Source organism: Ihubacter sp. rT4E-8 (assembly GCF_049852125.1).
Classification (GTDB): Bacteria; Bacillota; Clostridia; order Peptostreptococcales; family Anaerovoracaceae; genus Senimuribacter.
The window spans coordinates 2283134-2301680 of the sequence record NZ_CP187532.1 but is presented as its reverse complement, the minus strand read 5'-3'; the positions used below and the strand labels follow the sequence as shown (position 1 = coordinate 2301680).

Below are 18547 nucleotides of genomic sequence, written 5' to 3'. Positions count from 1 at the left end.
GATGAGTGATCGTACATATATTGAAAACGCCTGCGAGCAGTTTCGGACATTGCTCTTGGAACAGCTTGAAAGGACAGAGAGGATGGCGGCAGGCAGCGCGCCGAAGGATTTTGCTTCCATGGAGCAGATTACCATCGGTATTGTAGGAGGCGATGGTATCGGTCCGATTATTATGGAGCAGGCAGAGCGGCTTCTCCGAAAAGTCATGGCTGAGGAGCTTTCTGTGGGCAAGATCATTTTGAAAAAAATCGAAGGTCTTACCATCGAGAACCGGATGGCTTTGGGAAAAGCTGTGCCGGAGGATGTGCTTGCGGAAATCAAGTCCTGTGACGTTCTTCTCAAAGGGCCGACTACAACACCAAAGGGCGGCACCCTGGAAAGCGCCAATGTGACGCTGCGCCGTGAACTGGATCTGTACGCCAATGTGCGTCCTGTACAGGTGCCGGAGGAAGGCATCGATTGGATTTTCTACAGAGAAAATACAGAGGGTGAGTATGTGCTGGGCAGCCGGGGCGTCGAAGTACCTGGTAAACTTTCCATGGATTTTAAGGTGACAACAGAACCCGGAACCCGCAGAATTGCAAAGGCAGCGTTTGAGTATGCCAAGGCCAACGGGAAAAAGCGTGTCTCCATCGTTACAAAAGCCAATATCATGAAGAAAACCGACGGAAACTTTACGCGGATCTGTCACGAGGTAGCAGCAGATTATCCTGGCATTGAGGCCGATGATTGGTACATCGATATTATGACGGCAAATTTAGTCAACAAGGAGATCAGAAATCAGTTTCAGGTTTTTGTGCTTCCGAATCTGTACGGCGATATCATTACCGATGAAGCGGCGGAAATTCAGGGAGGCGTCGGCACTGCGGGGAGCGCTAACATGGGCGATCAGTACGCCATGTTCGAAGCAATTCACGGCAGCGCGCCGCGGATGATAGAAGACGGTCTCGGCGATTATGCCAATCCGTCCAGCATTTTTAAAGCAGCAGAGATGATGATTCGCCATATCGGCTTTACTGAAAAGGCAGACCGGCTGGCGGCTGTTTTAGAAGAATGCAATGAAACGGAAAAACATGTAGTTGTGACCGGTTTTGCTTCCGGCGCGACCTGCAGGGAGTTTGCTGATTACGTTATGAGCAAGCTGTAAGAAATTGTTGGAATATAGCCTCCAAGCTGGGCAGTTTTAGATTGTATCAGTTTGGGGGCTATTGTTTTGTAATAAAGCCATGTCTCACAAGATCCTGATTTTGACATAATGCAGGTATACGTGATACAATGTTTACAGAAATAGTAGACGGAAGGGAGTGAAAATGATGGTATTAGCAATTGCAGCAGCTCCATGCAAGGTCTAGGGCGAAACTGCATGGAGTGAATGGAAATCAATTTCCCGTTCGCCCGAAGACTTTGCGGCTTGTTAGAAACGTTAGCATGATGAACAAGAAAAAGGAGCAAAGTCTTATGAACAATTTAAAGATAATAGGAAAGGAACTTCACAGTTTCCTGATTTTGTGGTCTACGCAGTCGTTGTCCCTTTTGGGAAGTTCGATGACCAGCTTCGCGCTGATCTTGTGGACGTACCAGGCGAGGGGATCGGCGCTTACGACGGCGCTTTTGGCGGTGTGCTCTTATGCGCCCTATGTGGCGATGAGCATTTTTGCGGGCGCGCTCAGCGACAAATGGAATAAGAAACTGACGCTGCTGGCAAGCGATAGCTTTGCGGCGGTCTGCACGGTTTTCGCACTGGTACTCTTAAAGACAGAACAGCTGGAAATCTGGCATTTGTATCTGCTCAACGCCTTAAACGGACTGATGGGGACGGTGCAGCAGCCTGCTATGGATGTCACAGTGAGTCTGCTTGTACCGAAGGCGCATTACCAAAGGGTATCCGGTCTGCGTTCGCTGTCCACCTCTGTGGTGAATATTCTGACCCCTGCGGCGGCGACGGCGGTTTATGCGGTATTTGGACTTTCCGGCGTGATCTATTTTGATCTGGCGACATTTGTATGCGCCTTTATGGCGCTTAGCCTGTGGATTAAAATTCCGGCGGTACGCGCTGACGATGGGGAAAAAGAACCTTTGCGAGAGGCGGCAAAGGCGGGGCTTTCCTATCTTGTAAAGCACCGGGGGATCCTGGATCTGATGCTGTTTTTGGCAACCATCAATTTGACGGCGTCCATGTATAACGCGGCGTTTCCTGCCATGCTGCTTTCAAGAGCGGGCGGCGGCGAGGGCGCGCTGGCTGCAGTCAACACGGCGACAGGACTTGCCATGATAGCCGGCAGTATTGCGGCATCACTAATGCCTGCGCCCAAAAGCCGGGTTCGCGTGATTCTGAATACATTGCTGTTGTCCATGAGCACGGAGAATTTCATTCTGGCCTTTGGCAGCTGCGTGCCGGTATGGTGCGTCGGCGGCGTATTGGGCTGGATTTGGATTCCCATCATGAATGCCAACATGGATGTGGTTATGCGAAGTCATATCCCTGTGGAGATGCAGGGGCGGGTCTATTCTGCCCGCAATACATTGCAGTTTTTCACCATTCCGGTGGGATATCTTCTGGGCGGCGTCTTTGTGGATCGAGTGTTTGAGCCGTTTATGGCAGCGCAAAATGGGACTGGATTTTTGTGTAGTCTTTTCGGCAGCGGTAAAGGCTCCGGTGCGGCGCTTTTCTTTTGTGTGATTGGCGTGCTGGGTGTGGTAACTTGCTTGGCATTTCGAAAGGACAGACACATCTGGAAGCTGGAGGAAGAATAGAATATAGAGGTAAAAAAATGCAGGGTCGCCGGAAGGCGACCCTGTTTTGGTGCGGTGAATGTGTAGTCGTCCAGTATATCGCATATGGGTGCGTTATAGATGCGAAGCATGGCATCTATATAAGTTTCATCATCGGTAATCGTGTCGACGATAAGCCGCTGATAAACTTTTTCCATTTGCGTAGCTGTGGGCAGGTTTTCTGGCGCCAGGTCAGTGTTTATTTCCATAATGTCAAAATCCCCTTGGGTCAAATCATAATCTGCAATCCAGTCGTCTTCCACCTGCAATGGATTTTCGCAATGAAGGACTGCGGCGCTTTGGATGAGGTGTAGCCACTGGTCTTTGCTAACGGCATTTACGATGTAACGGTTGCGTCTGCGAAGCCGTCTGCTGATTCGTTCAATCATATAGCAGAGAAAATAAAGGTCATTTTCTGTTAATGGTTCATCTAAAAAATAAATCTTTTTCATAAAGAAACACTCCTGTTGAATTTTAGAGTAGAAAGAGATTTTTCTGTACAAAAGACAATCTGGTAAAGAGCTTGCTGCAGCATTGAAATATGAAGAACAAAACTCTTTACCATTAATGTCAATATTTCAATCCACACGGTCACATCATGACCCGACTTTGTTATTTTATCATAGCGGATATGACAAATCAATTGGGTAGAAAAGATTTACGATGGATTCATTATATGGAAGAAAAAAATTTCATTGATAAGTATGAAATTATATTTACCTTTAATTTCAATAAAGCTTTATTGACAGGAGAACAAAAATGTATTATATTAAATTTATCCAAAAGAATGAGATAAGCAAATAAAAGAAAAAGGAGGTGAACATTTATGAAACAAAAATATCTGGCACATATTAGCGAAGACAGAACAAGAGAGCAGTCAGTTAAAGCGCATCTGCTGGAAACCGCTGAGCTTGCAGAAAAGTTTGCGAGCACGTTCCATTCGGACATGCAGGCGGCGGAGACGGCGAAAGCGCATGATCTTGGAAAGTATTCCGACGGCTTTCAGGAACGACTATTTGGCGGCGAGAGAGTGGATCACGCAACAGCAGGGGCAAAAGAACTTTGTGGAAAGGGCAATATTTTTAATTATTGTGCGGCGTATTGTGTTGCCGGACATCACGGCGGTATGCCTGATGGCGGTTCGGTTGGAGATGGAGCAGGAGCTCCAACGCTGCAGGGCAGATTGAAGAACTCAGTTAACGACTATAGCCCTTTTAAAGACGAAATTCAGCTCCATGGACTGTCTGCGCCGCCACTGAAGATTCTTGGCAAAGGAGGATTTACCTTATCCTTTTGGACGAGGATGCTGTTCTCCTGTCTGGTGGACGCAGATTTTCTGAATACAGAAGCATTTATGAATCAAGGAATTTACAGGGAATCGGATGGGGAGCCGCTTTCTGTTCTTATGCAAAAGTATAATGATCATGTTAGCTCCTGGCTTGACAATCAGGAAACTGATACGGTCGACGGCAGAAGGACAGAGATTCTGCGAGCCTGTTTGAAAATGGGAAAGGGGGAGCAGGGCCTCTATACACTCACAGTACCTACCGGTGGAGGAAAAACGGTGTCCTCTCTTGGATTTGCACTTCGCCACGGAATAGAGCATGAGATGGAGCGAATCGTTTATGTGATTCCGTTCACCTCAATCATCGAACAAAATGCGCAGGTATTTCGGAAAATTTTGGGAGACGAGAACGTATTGGAGGATCATTGCAACGTCACCTTTGAAGATGAGCAGGAGGAAGAAAAACATCGACTGGCAGCAGAAAACTATGATAAACCTGTTGTCGTAACCACCAATGTGCAGTTTTTTGAATCGTTGTTTTCCAATAAGCCGTCCAAATGCAGGAAATTACATAATCTGACAAAGAGTGTCATTATTTTTGATGAAGTCCAAATGCTGCCGACCGAGTATCTGAAACCATGTATCCAGGCAATCAGTGAGCTTGTTTACAATTATGGTTGTACCGCGGTATTGTGTACAGCAACCCAGCCGGCGCTGAAGAAATATTTTCCGAAAGAACTGGCAGAGGATATAAAGGAAATCAGTCCAAGAGTGCAGGATATGTATGCATTATTTAAGCGCACCAATGTAGTAAACGGTGGCGTCATGACAAAAGAAGATTTGCTGGACGCGCTGAAGCAGAAAAAACAAGCCCTTTGTATTCTAAATAAAAGAATCGATGTGCAGGAGGTTTATCGTCAATTGATAAACGAAGGAGAAAACGGCGTATATCATCTCTCTACCTATATGTATCCATTGCATCGAAAGAGGATATTGAAAACGGTGAGAGAAAAGCTGGCGGAAGGTAAGCCGTGCAGACTGATCGCAACCAGCCTGATTGAGGCTGGCGTAGATCTGAATTTTCCCTCTGTTTATAGAGAATTGGCAGGGATTGATTCTGTGATTCAGGCGGCAGGACGATGTAATCGGGAAGGAAAACTTTCGGCAGATCAATGTAAAACTATTTTTTTTCAGTTTGAAAATCAGGGGAGCGGTAGACTTCCATCCAGTATAAAGCAAATGCGTGATGTGTCGGCGCAGATTGTGAGAAAATATGAAGATATTACTGACTTGAAAGCGATTCACGACTATTTTGCAAGGCTGTATGACTTTAGACGAGATTTTCTGGACAAGCATAAGGTAATAGAAGCATTTGAAAAAGGCAGTAGAAGCTGCAGCTTTCCTTTTCAAACGGTAGCAAAGGAGTTTCATCTGATTGAACAGGATACAAAGACTGTACTGATTGCGCTGGAAGATAGCGCGAAGGAAATAGCAGAAAAGATGGTTGATCAACAGTATTCGATGCAACTGATGCGAAAAGCTGGAAAGTATTGTATCAACCTATATGAAAACGATTACAGCGCGCTGTGGGAAATGGGCATGATTACACCTTTGTTTGATGGGTTCGCCGTGCTAGAACAGTCTACATATTATGATGAAAACTGCGGCATACAGCTAAATACAGAAATGGGAATTGGTCATTACTATTAAGTGAGAAGAAAGGAGTGAGAACTTTATGGCGCAAGGCGTGAGAGTACATGTGTGGGGTGATTACGCTTTATTTTCCAGACCGGAAATGAAAGTGGAACGATGCAGCTACGATATGATAACGCCATCAGCGGCAAGGGGCATCTTAGAAGCGATTTATTGGCATCCGGGCATGCGATGGGTCGTCGACAGGATTTATGTGCGAAACCCCATTGCCTTTACCAGCGTGCGAAGAAACGAGGTGCAGAGCAAATTGCAGGCGGGCAATGTGTTAACCGTGATGAATGGAGCTGAACGACCTTTGTTTATCAATACAAAGGAAGATATTGCACAGCGTGCAGCCGTTTTACTGAAAGATGTGGATTATGTCATCGACGCGCATTTTGAAATGACACAGCAGGCAAACGCGGGTGATAATCCGGGAAAATTCAAGGATATTATGATGCGCAGACTGCGCAGCGGAAAATGTTATCATCAGCCGTACTTTGGATGCAGGGAGTTTCCGGTGCATTTCGAACTATATGAGGGAGAAAATGTTGAAACAGCATATCCGGAAGAAAAGAAAGATTTAGGCTATATGTTCTTTGACTTTGATTACACCGGAGAAGAAATACTGCCGATGTTTTTCAGAGCGGTGTTAAACGATGGTATTCTGGATCTGACAGATTGTGAGGTGGTTCGATGATACTGCAATCACTGGTAGAATACTATAAAGGGCTGGAAGAAGAAGGTAAGGTAACTGCGCCGGGCTGGTGTCAGGCGAAAGTAGCGATGGCGCTTGAACTTTCAGAAAGTGGAGAACTGGAAGGCGTTACATCGATGAAACATGATGAACCACGAGGGAAGAAAACAATAGAAGTTCTTCCTTTGATGAAAGTGCCTGAGCAAGGTGTTAAAACTAGCGGCATATCTCCGAATTTTCTCTGCGATAATTCCAGTTACCTTCTGGGCATTGATACGAAAGGAAAGCCGGAGAGAGCAAAGAAGTGTTTTCTCGCTGCAAAAGAGTTACATTTGGCATACTTAGCAGATGTTCACTCAGAAGCGGCAGAAGCGGTGAAACAGTTTTTTCAAAACTGGAATCCTGAAACAGCAGAGAAACATCCGGTGATTGCCGCAAATTATGAAGAACTTAGCGCTGCTTCAAATCTGGTATTCTATTTAGGAGCAGAGGGCTGTTTTGTGCAGGAAGATGAAGAAATTCAGCAGGCTTGGGAGAAGCGTTATCGTGAGAAAGACGGCGGAAAGGAAGGACTTTGCCTTGTAACAGGGGAACGCGGACCGATCGCCAGGATACATGGAAAGATTAAAGGCGTGCCTGGCGCACAGTCGAGCGGCGCGTCTTTAGTGGGATTTAATGCACCGGCTTTTTGTTCTCATGGAAAGGAACAGAGTTACAATGCACCCGTAAGCGAATATGCAGCCTATGCGTATACAACTGCCTTAAACTATTTAATCAGCAATCGGGATTACAGGAGCATTTTAGGAAATACCATGGTTGTTTATTGGGCGGAAAGCGGGGAGGAAGTCTACCAGAAAGTTTTTTCTGATTTTGCGGAGCCTACAAAGGATAATCAGGACACTGTACGAGGTATCTTTAAGAACTTAGAAAAGGGATGGGAGGTTGATGTAGACGCTGTATTGGCTGACATCAATCCTGAACAAAAGTTTTGCATTCTGGGACTTGGTCCCAATGCGGGAAGGCTTGCGGTACGTTTTTTCTATCAGGATGGATTTGGAAACATTCTGCGTCATTTAAAAGAACATTATGACCGAATGGAAGTTGTCCGCCCTGCCAGTGATATTGTGGAATATCTCGGGGTGTGGAGAATGCTGCAGGAAATTGCAAATAAGAAGTCAAAAGATAAAAAGCCGCCTGATCATATAGCCGGGAACACATTCCGAGCAATTTTATCAGGAGGACGATATCCGGAAAGTCTTTATCAGGCAGTATTGCAGAGAATACGGGCTGAGCAGGATGACAGTGATGCGGGGATTTATAAAATTACCCGTGGACGGGCGGCAATCATTAAAGCGTATCTTATGCGGAATACAAAAATAATGGAAGAGGAGGAATTGACGGTGAGTTTGAATGAAAACAGTCAGAATGTCCCATATAATCTTGGGAGAATGTTTGCGGTGCTGGAGCATATTCAGGAGGAATCCAATTGGCCGAACAAGCTGAATGCGACCATCAAGGATCGGTATTTTAACTCAGCCTGCACCATGCCGGCATCTATATTTCCAACCTTGCTGCGACTTAAAAACAGTCACATGAAAAAGATTGCAGTCAGGAGTAAGGGTACTGAAATTTGGCTGGAGAAGCAATTAGGCGATCTGCAGGATAAGTTTACGGTAGAGGAGCATCAGACAGCCGCATATCCAAGGCGGCTTACCTTAGAGGAACAAGGGATGTTCATTCTCGGATATTATCATCAGACACGAGCACGTTTTACGAAAAAGGATAAGGAGGAAGAATAACATGAGCGAAGCAATTAAGAACAGGTATGAATTTGTCATTTTATTTGATGTAGAAAACGGAAATCCTAATGGCGACCCTGATGCAGGAAATCTGCCGAGAGTTGATCCGGAAAGCGGGTATGGCATTGTTACAGATGTATGCCTGAAAAGAAAGATTCGTAATTATGTAGAAACGGTAAAGGATCCTGATTATGGTCAGGACATTTCTGAAGACGGACAGGGCTACAAGATTTACATAAAAGGAGATGTTCCGCTAAATCGAAGTGATAGCCAGGCATACAAATATCTTGGTCTGAATGAAAAAAAGATAAAGGAAGCAAAGAAATCGGACCCGAATATTGATTTGAAAGTACGCGACTTTATGTGCAGAAACTTTTTTGATATCAGAACCTTTGGCGCAGTGATGACCACCTTTGTAAAGGATTCGCTGAATTGCGGACAGGTACGCGGTCCGGTGCAGCTGGGATTCGCCCGCAGCGTAGATCCAATTATGAGTCAGGAAATTACGATTACCCGTGTTGCAATTACTACAGAAAAAGATGCGGAGTCGAAACAGAATGAAATGGGACGAAAGAGTATCGTGCCATATGGTTTATATCGGGCAGAAGGATATATTTCCGCCAATTTAGCGAAAAAGGTGACTGGCTTTTCTGAAGATGATTTGGAACTATTGTGGAACGCGATCATTAACATGTTTGAAATCGACCATGCTGCAGCGAGAGGAAAAATGGCGGTCAGAGAACTTATCGTATTTAAACACAGTACGGAATTGGGCGACTGTCCTGCACACAAGCTGTTTGAGGCAGTAGAAGTGAAAAGAGCCGAAGATATCGTATATCCTCGCAGTTATCGGGACTATGAAGTGACCATTCATGAAGAAATGATTCCCGCTTCTGTAGAAGTAACGAGAAAAATATAGCCATGGGATATGAAGAAAATGAATACCTGCAGCTTTCGGGCATTCAGCACTTTGCCTTTTGCCGCAGACAGTGGGCGCTGATTCATGTCGAGCAGCAGTGGGCGGAGAATTATCAGACGACAGCAGGGCTTTTGATGCACAAGAAAGCCCATGATGAGACGTCTGTGGAAAAGCGCGGAGACTTGATTATCATGCGAGGTCTCCGCATTTCCTCACGGCAGCTGGGACTTTCCGGACAGTGTGATATCGTGGAATTTCGAAAAGCGCGGGACGGCATCACTTTGTCTGATTATGATGGAGCCTGGACTGTTGTGCCGGTGGAGTACAAGCGCGGAACAGAAAAAGAGGGAATCGAAGACGCCGTGCAGCTCTGCGCGCAGGCCATGTGTCTGGAAGAACAATTTCTCACGGAGATTCCAAAGGGATATTTGTTTTACGGGGAAAAGAAGCGCCGGACGGAGGTTGCATTTGATGAAACGCTGCGCAGACAGGTGTTGGAACTGTGCGAGGAAATGCATGGACTTTACCGGAAAGGGTATACGCCGAAGGTGAAGACCAGCAAGAAATGCAGGAGTTGTTCGCTGAAAGATCTCTGCCTGCCGAAGTTGAATCAGAATCTCGATGTAGAGAGGTATATCGCGGAGCGGCTTGGCGAAGGAGGTGTGCTGTAATGAAGAAATTGCTGAATACTTTGTATGTGCTTTCAGAGGATGTATATCTGGCGCTGGATGGAGAAAACGTAGTCATCCTGCGCGATGAGGAAACGGTTGGCAGATTTCCACTGCATACGCTGGAGCAGATTCTCAGTTTTTCGTATAAAGGCGCATCTCCTACGTTGATGGGCGCTTGCGCGCGGAAGGAAATCGGGCTGAGCTTTTTCTCTCCGCGGGGAAGATTTCTCGCCCGGACCCTTGGCACATCATACGGCAATGTGCTTTTACGCAAAGAGCAATACCGAATTTCCGACGATGCGGAAAGAAGTCTTTCCTACGCGAAAGCGATGATTCTGGGAAAAGTGTTTAACTGCAGGTGGAGTCTGGAGCGAACTGTCAGAGATCATGGTCTGCGAGTTGATGCCGAGCAGATCAAAGAGGTCTCCGCCCAGCTTCATCGTGGAATTTCCGGGATTCGCACATGCGATACGCTGGATTCTTTACGCGGTGTCGAGGGAGAACTGGCATCACGCTATTTTTCGGTTTTCGATGGCTTGATCATCAATCAGAAAGAGGATTTTTCTTTTTGCGGCCGCAGTCGCAGACCGCCGCTGGATCGGGTCAACGCGTTGCTTTCCTTTGCGTATGCTTTGCTTGGAAATGATTGTGCTGGCGCACTGGAGGGCGTTGGACTGGATGCGTATGTGGGGTTCTTGCACTGCGACAGACCGGGCAGAAAGTCGCTGGCACTGGATTTGATGGAGGAATTGCGGGGTATCATGGCGGATCGCTTTGTTCTGACATTGATTAACCGGAAAATCATGAAAGTGGAGCATTTTGAGACGCAGGCGGACGGCGCGGTTTTGCTCAATGAGGATGGGCGGAAACAGTTTTTGTCAGCATGGCAGCAGCGAAAAAAGGAGCCGATTACACATCCGTTTCTGGATGAAAAGATTTCCTGGGGATTGGTGCCGCATGTGCAGGCGATGCTGCTGGCGCGAACCATACGCGGGGATCTTGAAAGCTATCCGCCGTTTTTGTGGAAGTAGGAGGCAGGACTATGTTAGTTTTGATTACATATGATGTATCTACCCAGGACAAAGCGGGAAAAGCCCGGCTTCGCAAGGTCGCCAAAGAGTGCGTCAATTATGGGCAGCGTGTGCAGAACTCTGTGTTTGAGTGTATACTGGACAGCTCACAGACACTGCTGTTGAAGGACAAACTATTGTCTCTGATTGATGAGAGAAAGGACAGTCTTAGATTCTACTATCTGGGTAATCATTACGAAACCAAGGTGGAGCATTTCGGAGCCAAAGAAAGTTATGAAGCCGAGGGGGTTCTGATGGTTTGACCCAGGTGCGAAAGGGAAGCAAACATGAAATTGCCGGCTCTTTCGCACCGAAAATCTTGACATAATTGTTACTTTTCTGGAAGTAGTTGTAAGGGTGCTTCTGGAAATTACAAAGAATATACAAATAAATGGTAATTTCATCGGTGAAGTTTCGTTTATTTGCAGTCGCGCCCCTCGCGGGCGCGTGGATTGAAATTTGATAACCAAAAACCTCAGTATCAACATCAGACCGTCGCGCCCCTCGCGGGCGCGTGGATTGAAATGCTCACGCCTGCCCAATTTAGGGCGTCTGCCAGCGGGTCGCGCCCCTCGCGGGCGCGTGGATTGAAATAGAATCTCCAACGATCGAAATCCTGAGAGAAAAGGTCGCGCCCCTCGCGGGCGCGTGGATTGAAATATACTCTGTCTCATAATAACCTCCAAAAAATAAGGTCGCGCCCCTCGCGGGCGCGTGGATTGAAATTGCCTTCCGATGGAATAAACGCCGTGCGGATCAGGTCGCGCCCCTCGCGGGCGCGTGGATTGAAATCATACTGCTTTTTCATAATATAGCGCGCGGTATAGTCGCGCCCCTCGCGGGCGCGTGGATTGAAATGAGGCTGTCATATGTAATGGGCACTTCGTCGATGGTCGCGCCCCTCGCGGGCGCGTGGATTGAAATTTTACCTCATTGATTTCCGCAAGGAGCATCTGCCGTCGCGCCCCTCGCGGGCGCGTGGATTGAAATAGCATACAAACTAGTTGTAGATTGAGCAGTAGGAAAGTCGCGCCCCTCGCGGGCGCGTGGATTGAAATGTCTTGTGTTAAGATTATGCTGCGTGTCATATTTGTCGCGCCCCTCGCGGGCGCGTGGATTGAAATATATTACTCATATTACTCCTCGTAAATAATATCAGTCGCGCCCCTCGCGGGCGCGTGGATTGAAATGAGAAAAACTATTGACTTACCGCACATTGTGCGGGTCGCGCCCCTCGCGGGCGCGTGGATTGAAATGAGAAAAACTATTGACTTACCGCACATTGTGCGGGTCGCGCCCCTCGCGGGCGCGTGGATTGAAATCCCTCCTTCAAAAGGTGTTTTGTTTGCCAGATTAGTCGCGCCCCTCGCGGGCGCGTGGATTGAAATAGTGCCGCTGGATCTACTTCAGGCTTGCTCGCAAAGTCGCGCCCCTCGCGGGCGCGTGGATTGAAATTTCAGCAGCTCAAACCTTGCCGCTGCATCACTGAGCGTCGCGCCCCTCGCGGGCGCGTGGATTGAAATTTTCCGCTAACTCAGTTATAACCAGTTTTATCGCGTCGCGCCCCTCGCGGGCGCGTGGATTGAAATTCTGTATTCGTAATTTCCGCATTTTGAGCAAGGTGTCGCGCCCCTCGCGGGCGCGTGGATTGAAATAGCATGATAAAGCCCGGATTCTGGCAGCGCTTGCCGTCGCGCCCCTCGCGGGCGCGTGGATTGAAATAGAGGGGTATAAATTTGTTGTGGCGGACTTTTCTGTCGCGCCCCTCGCGGGCGCGTGGATTGAAATTTTCTTTATCATCCGATTTCTTCTTTGACGATATTGTCGCGCCCCTCGCGGGCGCGTGGATTGAAATCGAATTATCGGGAATATACCAAAAGACGAGCATAGTCGCGCCCCTCGCGGGCGCGTGGATTGAAATCCATCGGGGAAGGATCGTAATATCCGCACTCCATGCGTCGCGCCCCTCGCGGGCGCGTGGATTGAAATGTCAGCGAAGAAATCCATAACGGAACACCCCAGCTGTCGCGCCCCTCGCGGGCGCGTGGATTGAAATCGATGTGCTTGAGCACAATAAGGAGGTCGCTGTCGTCGCGCCTCTTGCGGGCGCGTGGATTGAAATAGTAATGGAAGCGCGCTTTGGTATGACGACAACAGGTCGCGCCCCTCGCGGGCGCGTGGATTGAAATCTGAGATCGACGAAAAACACCGAATCTTTCCACCTGTCGCGCCCCTCGCGGGCGCGTGGATTTAAATGCGCCAGGGTTATCGTTACCGTAGCCCTCTATGCTTCTATTTTACAAGGCTAGGCATATAGCGAACATGCTTTTGTCTAGCCTAATCGTTAGTTTGCTGCCTAGAAAACGGGATAAGATTTATAGGCTGAATCTATAATAATTGTATTTTGAGATATGACGAAAAAGGGACGAGCTAATTTTTAATGATGGGTTTTAATAATCACTCTGGGGTGCTGTTCATTTTTCTTTATTTGTGTTATGATAAATGTAAGTAAAGGAGAAATGCAGGTATGAGATTATTTGTATATAGTATGAGAGATTTTGACGAGAAGCCTTTTTTCGACACATTTTGTAAAAAGTATGGTGTGGAGTATGGCTATACTGCCGAAACGCCGTGTCTGGAAAATACAGATTTGGCAGCGGGATATGATGCCGTGGATATCATCACAACGGTAATCAGCAGAGAAATGATCGACAGATTTTATGCACTGGGCGTTAAGTGCATTTCCACCAGAACGATTGGATATGACCATATTGATTGGAAATATGCAAAATCCCTCGGTATGGGCGTAACAAATGTCACCTATTCTCCGGCAAGTGTAGCGGATTATACTATTATGATGATTCTCATGGGACTTCGCAAAATGAAACACATTATGATGCGGGGCGATGTTCAGGATTTTACGCTTCGGGGAAAGCTGGCGCGGGAATTGCCGAGCTGCACTGTGGGTGTGGTTGGAACTGGACGGATTGGAGAAACCGTGATTCGAAATTTGTCGGGATTTGGATGCAGAATTTTGGCATATGACATGTATCAAAAAGATTCACTCAAGGGTTTATGTGAATATGTCGAACGGGAGCGATTGTTTGAGGAGTCGGATATTATTACGCTGCATGCGCCGGCAACGGAGGAAAGCTATCATATGATTGACGGGGCGGCTTTGAAAAGGATGAAGCCTGGCGTCGGCATTGTAAATTGCGCCAGGGGCGCTTTAATTGACAGTGATGCACTCATTGAGGCGATTGAGTCACAAAAGGTAGGTTTTGCTTGCTTGGATGTAGTGGAGCATGAAAGCGGACTGTATTACTTTGATCGCATGGGAGAGCCACTTGGCAATCCGCGTTTGGCGATATTGCGGTCTTATGCAAACGTCATCGTGACATCGCACATGGCGTTTTATACGGATGAAGCAGTGGCAAATATGGCGGAAAATTCTATTCTTGGAGCAAAGAAGTATATTGAAGGCGCGGAAAATCCATTCGCTGTGGTATAATTGCGAAATATCTCTTGCGTGTTCTAAAAATTTTTTGGAAACGGGTGCATTTATATCGGTGCGAGAGGGAAGCGAACATGATTTTCCCGGGAGTTTCGCACCTGGATTTAGACCCTTTGCGTGGCATAAAATGATGCCTTGAATGAATTTTACTGTAGATAAAATAAAAATAGTGCGAAATTATGGTAAGAGTTATAGGAAAATACTATAATTTCGCAGTCACACTCCGTAAGGAGTGTGTGGATTGAAATATCACGGAACCACTCATTAACTATCATAGCATATGGTCACACTCCGTAAGGAGTGTGTGGATTGAAATATCTCAATGTTTGCACCCAGCTCAGCAAGCTTGAGCGTCACACTCCGTAAGGAGTGTGTGGATTGAAATATAATATATCGAGCAGTATACGCGCAAGTATCCCAGGTCACACTCCGTAAGGAGTGTGTGGATTGAAATATCTCAATGTTTGCACCCAGCTCAGCAAGCTTGAGGTCACACTCCGTAAGGAGTGTGTGGATTGAAATACGCCTGATTTTTCAAGATAGGCGGTGAAGTTATGTCACACTCCGTAAGGAGTGTGTGGATTGAAATTGTTATAAACATATCAAAGCTTGCGGACAATATTGTCACACTCCGTAAGGAGTGTGTGGATTGAAATCTCCTGACAATATTATATTAACACATATTATTATGTCACACTCCGTAAGGAGTGTGTGGATTGAAATATACCAGTGGGTTTGCAGGCTTCACGGGAGAGCGGTCACACTCCGTAAGGAGTGTGTGGATTGAAATAAAAAGGCTTAAGCAACTGCGCCTTGCTCTAAATCGTCACACTCCGTAAGGAGTGTGTGGATTGAAATGTAAGAATCTTGCCGAGGATTTGAAGTATGTTGAGTCACACTCCGTAAGGAGTGTGTGGATTGAAATCCAAACTTCGCAGGACTTTTTTGTTCCTACTATAAGTCACACTCCGTAAGGAGTGTGTGGATTGAAATTTTTTTGTTTCCTCTCAGCTCTAAAAGCTTGTGAAAGTCACACTCCGTAAGGAGTGTGTGGATTGAAATTCTAAAAAGACTGGTAAACAGACTAATGTTGAAGAGTCACACTCCGTAAGGAGTGTGTGGATTGAAATAAAATCCATTTGACGTTGAGCCTGAGCCGCAGAAGTCACACTCCGCAAGGAGTGTGTGGATTGAAATGATGCTCTAAGACTGGCTCCAACGGTCTGAAAGCTGTCACACTCCGTAAGGAGTGTGTGGATTGAAATGCGTCTGGGTTCTCGTTGCTGTAACTTTTCATGAGGGAGATGCTCCGGTGGGTTGTATGATTTTGATCGCAAGGAAGATCTTCTCGGAAATCCGCACCTAGCGATTTTGCAGCCTTATGATGATATCGGTACTTCCCACGTGCCAGAAACCTCTATTTAGTGAGCAAAAAATATATTGCGGGTGGAGAAAATCCGTTTTGTAACTGAAAATAAGATATACAATATGATCGATAATCATGTTTAAGATTCTAACAGTTATAACATCTATAATATAGAAAAAGGGTGTCCGGAAGACAGAGACTTTGCAGTGAAAACTGGCTGTAAGTCAATAAGCCTATGTCATATCCCATACGCCTCTCTCATATATTACACCAATGAGAGAGGTGTTTTTATGATGAGAAAGAATCGAAAAAGAGCGCTATGCATGGTATGCGCTTTGGCTATCTGCGTAGGCGGCGGTATTATGGGCGTGAAGCATTTTTCAAATCCGCAGGAGCCGGTGGTGCTGGAAACTGTATCTGATACGCTGACTGCTGCAGGCGCTCCTTCAGAAGACGAGAAGAATGCTAACCTGAAATTAGATGTTAAGGCAGCAGTTCTCATAGATGCAGATACCGGCAAGGTCATTTTCCAACAAAATGCGCATAAAGAGCTTCCTCCCGCCTCAGTTACTAAAGTAATGACCATGCTTCTTGCGATGGAAGCAATAGAAGATGGGAAGGTGAAGCTAACCGACCAAGTGACGATCTCTGAGAGAGCCGCTTCTATGGGCGGAAGCCAAATGTATATGGAAGTCGGAGAAACGCATACTTTGGAGGAATTGCTGCAGGGGATTGCTATCGTCAGCGCTAATGATGGCTGTGTGGCTACTGCAGAATATATTGCAGGCAGTGAAGAAGTTTTTGTGGAAAAAATGAATAAACGCGCACAGGAATTAGGCATGCGTGACACACACTTTGTCAACACCAACGGATTACCAGTAACAGATCATTACACAAGCGCATATGATATAGCAGTGATGTCGAGACTTCTCTTGAAACACAAGGAAACGCAGAAATGGTTTAATACCTGGCAGACGACGATTAAGGTAGGACTGCCGGGCAAAGAGAAGGATTTCGGCCTCACCAATACGAATAAGCTGATAAAGCAGTATCCGGGAGCAAATGGTATTAAGACCGGTTTTACCCAAGAAGCAGGATATTGCCTGTCAGCATCGGCAGAGCGAGACGGAACTACTTTGATCGCCGTTGTTCTGGGCGCAAAGACTTCGCCGATTCGTAATGCCGAGGTAGCAAAGCTGCTGAACTATGGATATGCTAATTATGCATCTGTAACCCTTGCAGAGGAAGGACAACGGGTGAAAAAGATTACCGTTGATAAGGGCGAGCCATATATTCTGCATGCTGTTACCGGAGAAAAGGCTACTGCTTTCGTCAAGAAAGGGCAGGAAAAAGAGACTTCCTATAAGGCTAATATCCCTAAGAATTTGAAACTTCCCCTAAAGAAAGGTGACAAAATAGGCACATTGGATATTTATTGCGGCGACGAAAAGCTGGGATCTTGCGATCTGGTGGCTGATAGAAATATTGATAAAGCCTCTTTCTTCACCTACTACATACGAAAGATAAAGAATTTATTTTAAGATTAGGGGGAACTACCATGGAAAAAGAATATATTCTGTCGTTTTCATCCTTCTATAAGGCGGCGTATGCCAGAGACGTATTGGAAGAATATGGGCTGCATTCCACATTACGCAGGTTGCCGCCGCAGGTGGCCCATTCCTGCAGCACAGGCGTTTATTTGAGAATCGACTCCATAGAGCGGGTGCGAAGGGTGCTGGACGAAAGGCAGATCGCAGTGAAAGGCATGTATGAAATCAGCCGCGCGAACGGAACAAAAAACTATAGAAGAATATAATTATTAGTTGACAGGAGATTGAAAACAGCAGAAAACTATGCTGTGACAGTCTCCTGCTGTTTTTATCAGATATTATAGGTATTTCTTCGGCACTTCCATGATGCAGCCTTTTTTCGGATTGACAACCTGACTGATCCGAAGGTTGCCGACCAGCGAAAGGAGCATGGCTGCCTGCGCGTCGGTCAGATTTGCAGCTTTCTGCAGATAGGTATGCATGTTCTGCGCGGTTTTCTTTGATGCGATGTCGAGAGATGCATCGGCAGCCGTGGTAATTATCGTGTCTTCTGTTTCGATGAACGGCAGCGGCAGACTGCCTGCATCTTTTAAAACAGAGACTCTGACTGTGACGCTGGCGCTGATTTCCATGCCGCAGATAGCAGTTTCGCCGTCGCCCTGTACGGCATGGCAGTCTCCCAAAGAAAGCAGTGCGCCGGGCACGAAAACGGGCAGATAAATCATGCTGCCTGCGCCCAGATTTTTGATATCCAGATTGCCGCCATGGACGCCTGGCGACTGGGTGCTCTGCGGTTCTTTCGGGCAGGTACCGATGACGCCGATCATGGGACGAATCGGAATTTTGATTTCTTGATCAAAGAGGATTGTGCCGTCCTCAATGGGAAAACGGCGACAGTGACATCCTTTTACCGGATAAACGCCGAGACCTTTGCGTACGCACATGACGCCGGCTTGTGCTGGCTCGATGGCGAGGATTTCCACCTTCAGTACATCGCCGGGCGCGGCGTCTTCTACGTACAGCGGACCGGTGACAGGATTGTTTCGCGCCATATCCAGCAGAGAAAAATCTTTGCCGTCCACGTCGATTTGCTCGTCGTAGCAGTCCTTGGTTTCAAAACAAACCGTTTCGCCGGATGTGATGCTTTCGGCAGGCGGAAGCGCCGGGTCGAAGGTAAAAGCGATGTGTTCTTTGGTAATCTGTTTCATGATA

At 46.8% G+C, this 18547-nt stretch carries 14 protein-coding genes and 2 CRISPR repeat arrays; of the genes, 13 read left to right on the top strand and 1 reads right to left on the bottom strand.

All coding sequences use genetic code 11. The features are described from left to right. The first annotated feature begins 1 nt into the window (after window position 1). The 13 genes from ACPW7J_RS11425 (at window position 2) to ACPW7J_RS11365 (ending at window position 17601) form a co-directional block, all read left to right on the top strand. A complete protein-coding gene (locus ACPW7J_RS11425; protein WP_425755268.1) occupies window positions 2-1147 on the top strand; it encodes an isocitrate/isopropylmalate family dehydrogenase in 1146 nt (381 codons plus the stop codon). 311 nt (window positions 1148-1458) lie between these two features. Next, complete coding sequence (locus tag ACPW7J_RS11420) at window positions 1459-2754, top strand: MFS transporter (RefSeq protein ID WP_425755267.1); 1296 nt, start codon at window positions 1459-1461, stop codon at window positions 2752-2754. Between the two features lie 17 nt (window positions 2755-2771). Continuing rightward, the gene (locus tag ACPW7J_RS11415) at window positions 2772-3086 is read left to right on the top strand and encodes a hypothetical protein (protein WP_425755266.1); all 315 of its coding nucleotides are present in this window, start codon (window positions 2772-2774) and stop codon (window positions 3084-3086) included. A 512-nt stretch (window positions 3087-3598) separates the two neighbouring features. After that, complete coding sequence (gene cas3, locus ACPW7J_RS11410) at window positions 3599-5767, top strand: CRISPR-associated helicase Cas3' (RefSeq protein ID WP_425755265.1); 2169 nt, start codon at window positions 3599-3601, stop codon at window positions 5765-5767. A 25-nt stretch (window positions 5768-5792) separates the two neighbouring features. Further along, window positions 5793-6449 carry a type I-C CRISPR-associated protein Cas5c gene (gene cas5c / locus ACPW7J_RS11405; protein WP_425755264.1) on the top strand — a complete coding sequence of 219 codons (657 nt, stop codon included), beginning with the start codon at window positions 5793-5795 and terminating at the stop codon, window positions 6447-6449. Further along, a complete protein-coding gene (gene cas8c, locus ACPW7J_RS11400) occupies window positions 6446-8245 on the top strand; it encodes a type I-C CRISPR-associated protein Cas8c/Csd1 (protein WP_425755263.1) in 1800 nt (599 codons plus the stop codon). The genes cas5c and cas8c overlap by 4 nt, the downstream gene beginning before the upstream one ends. A gap of 1 nt (window position 8246) precedes the next feature. Beyond that, on the top strand, window positions 8247-9164 hold the full coding sequence (gene cas7c, locus ACPW7J_RS11395; RefSeq protein ID WP_425755262.1) for a type I-C CRISPR-associated protein Cas7/Csd2: 918 nt from the start codon (window positions 8247-8249) through the stop codon (window positions 9162-9164). Window positions 9165-9166: 2 nt separating this feature from the next. Beyond that, window positions 9167-9835 carry a CRISPR-associated protein Cas4 gene (gene cas4 / locus ACPW7J_RS11390; protein WP_425755261.1) on the top strand — a complete coding sequence of 223 codons (669 nt, stop codon included), beginning with the start codon at window positions 9167-9169 and terminating at the stop codon, window positions 9833-9835. Then, entirely contained in the window at window positions 9835-10866 is a 1032-nt protein-coding gene (cas1c, locus tag ACPW7J_RS11385; protein WP_425755260.1) for a type I-C CRISPR-associated endonuclease Cas1c, read from the top strand. Before cas4 ends, cas1c begins: the two co-directional genes overlap by 1 nt. An 11-nt stretch (window positions 10867-10877) precedes the next feature. Next, a complete protein-coding gene (gene cas2 / locus ACPW7J_RS11380) occupies window positions 10878-11168 on the top strand; it encodes a CRISPR-associated endonuclease Cas2 (RefSeq protein ID WP_425755259.1) in 291 nt (96 codons plus the stop codon). A gap of 164 nt (window positions 11169-11332) precedes the next feature. Further along, a CRISPR array of direct repeats spans window positions 11333-13161; the repeat unit is 32 nt; unit sequence GTCGCGCCCCTCGCGGGCGCGTGGATTGAAAT. A 271-nt stretch (window positions 13162-13432) separates the two neighbouring features. Next, entirely contained in the window at window positions 13433-14416 is a 984-nt protein-coding gene (locus tag ACPW7J_RS11375; RefSeq protein WP_161874589.1) for a D-isomer specific 2-hydroxyacid dehydrogenase family protein, read from the top strand. A gap of 218 nt (window positions 14417-14634) precedes the next feature. Beyond that, window positions 14635-15684: a CRISPR direct-repeat array (repeat unit 33 nt; unit sequence GTCACACTCCGTAAGGAGTGTGTGGATTGAAAT). 391 nt (window positions 15685-16075) lie between these two features. Continuing rightward, on the top strand, window positions 16076-17326 hold the full coding sequence (locus ACPW7J_RS11370; protein ID WP_425755258.1) for a D-alanyl-D-alanine carboxypeptidase family protein: 1251 nt from the start codon (window positions 16076-16078) through the stop codon (window positions 17324-17326). Between the two features lie 17 nt (window positions 17327-17343). Further along, window positions 17344-17601: a DUF3343 domain-containing protein gene (locus ACPW7J_RS11365; RefSeq protein WP_161874590.1), complete on the top strand. Its 258-nt coding sequence runs from the start codon at window positions 17344-17346 to the stop codon at window positions 17599-17601. Between the two features lie 72 nt (window positions 17602-17673). Here ACPW7J_RS11365 and ACPW7J_RS11360 read toward each other — a convergent pair whose 3' ends face one another. Further along, entirely contained in the window at window positions 17674-18543 is an 870-nt protein-coding gene (locus tag ACPW7J_RS11360; protein WP_425755257.1) for an acetamidase/formamidase family protein, read from the bottom strand. Between the last annotated feature and the right edge of the window lie 4 nt (window positions 18544-18547).

Excerpts from the sequence above, each read along its gene's own strand:
- ACPW7J_RS11425 (WP_425755268.1), top strand. The coding sequence starts at position 2 with ATGAGTGATCGTACATATATTGAAAACGCCTGCGAGCAGTTTCGGACA.
- cas8c (WP_425755263.1), top strand. The coding sequence starts at position 6,446 with ATGATACTGCAATCACTGGTAGAATACTATAAAGGGCTGGAAGAAGAA.
- ACPW7J_RS11360 (WP_425755257.1), bottom strand. The coding sequence starts at position 18,543 with ATGAAACAGATTACCAAAGAACACATCGCTTTTACCTTCGACCCGGCG.
- ACPW7J_RS11415 (WP_425755266.1), top strand. The coding sequence starts at position 2,772 with ATGCAGGGTCGCCGGAAGGCGACCCTGTTTTGGTGCGGTGAATGTGTA.
- ACPW7J_RS11420 (WP_425755267.1), top strand. The coding sequence starts at position 1,459 with ATGAACAATTTAAAGATAATAGGAAAGGAACTTCACAGTTTCCTGATT.
- cas1c (WP_425755260.1), top strand. The coding sequence starts at position 9,835 with ATGAAGAAATTGCTGAATACTTTGTATGTGCTTTCAGAGGATGTATAT.
- cas4 (WP_425755261.1), top strand. The coding sequence starts at position 9,167 with ATGGGATATGAAGAAAATGAATACCTGCAGCTTTCGGGCATTCAGCAC.
- ACPW7J_RS11370 (WP_425755258.1), top strand. The coding sequence starts at position 16,076 with ATGATGAGAAAGAATCGAAAAAGAGCGCTATGCATGGTATGCGCTTTG.
- cas2 (WP_425755259.1), top strand. The coding sequence starts at position 10,878 with ATGTTAGTTTTGATTACATATGATGTATCTACCCAGGACAAAGCGGGA.
- cas5c (WP_425755264.1), top strand. The coding sequence starts at position 5,793 with ATGGCGCAAGGCGTGAGAGTACATGTGTGGGGTGATTACGCTTTATTT.
- ACPW7J_RS11365 (WP_161874590.1), top strand. The coding sequence starts at position 17,344 with ATGGAAAAAGAATATATTCTGTCGTTTTCATCCTTCTATAAGGCGGCG.
- cas3 (WP_425755265.1), top strand. The coding sequence starts at position 3,599 with ATGAAACAAAAATATCTGGCACATATTAGCGAAGACAGAACAAGAGAG.
- cas7c (WP_425755262.1), top strand. The coding sequence starts at position 8,247 with ATGAGCGAAGCAATTAAGAACAGGTATGAATTTGTCATTTTATTTGAT.
- ACPW7J_RS11375 (WP_161874589.1), top strand. The coding sequence starts at position 13,433 with ATGAGATTATTTGTATATAGTATGAGAGATTTTGACGAGAAGCCTTTT.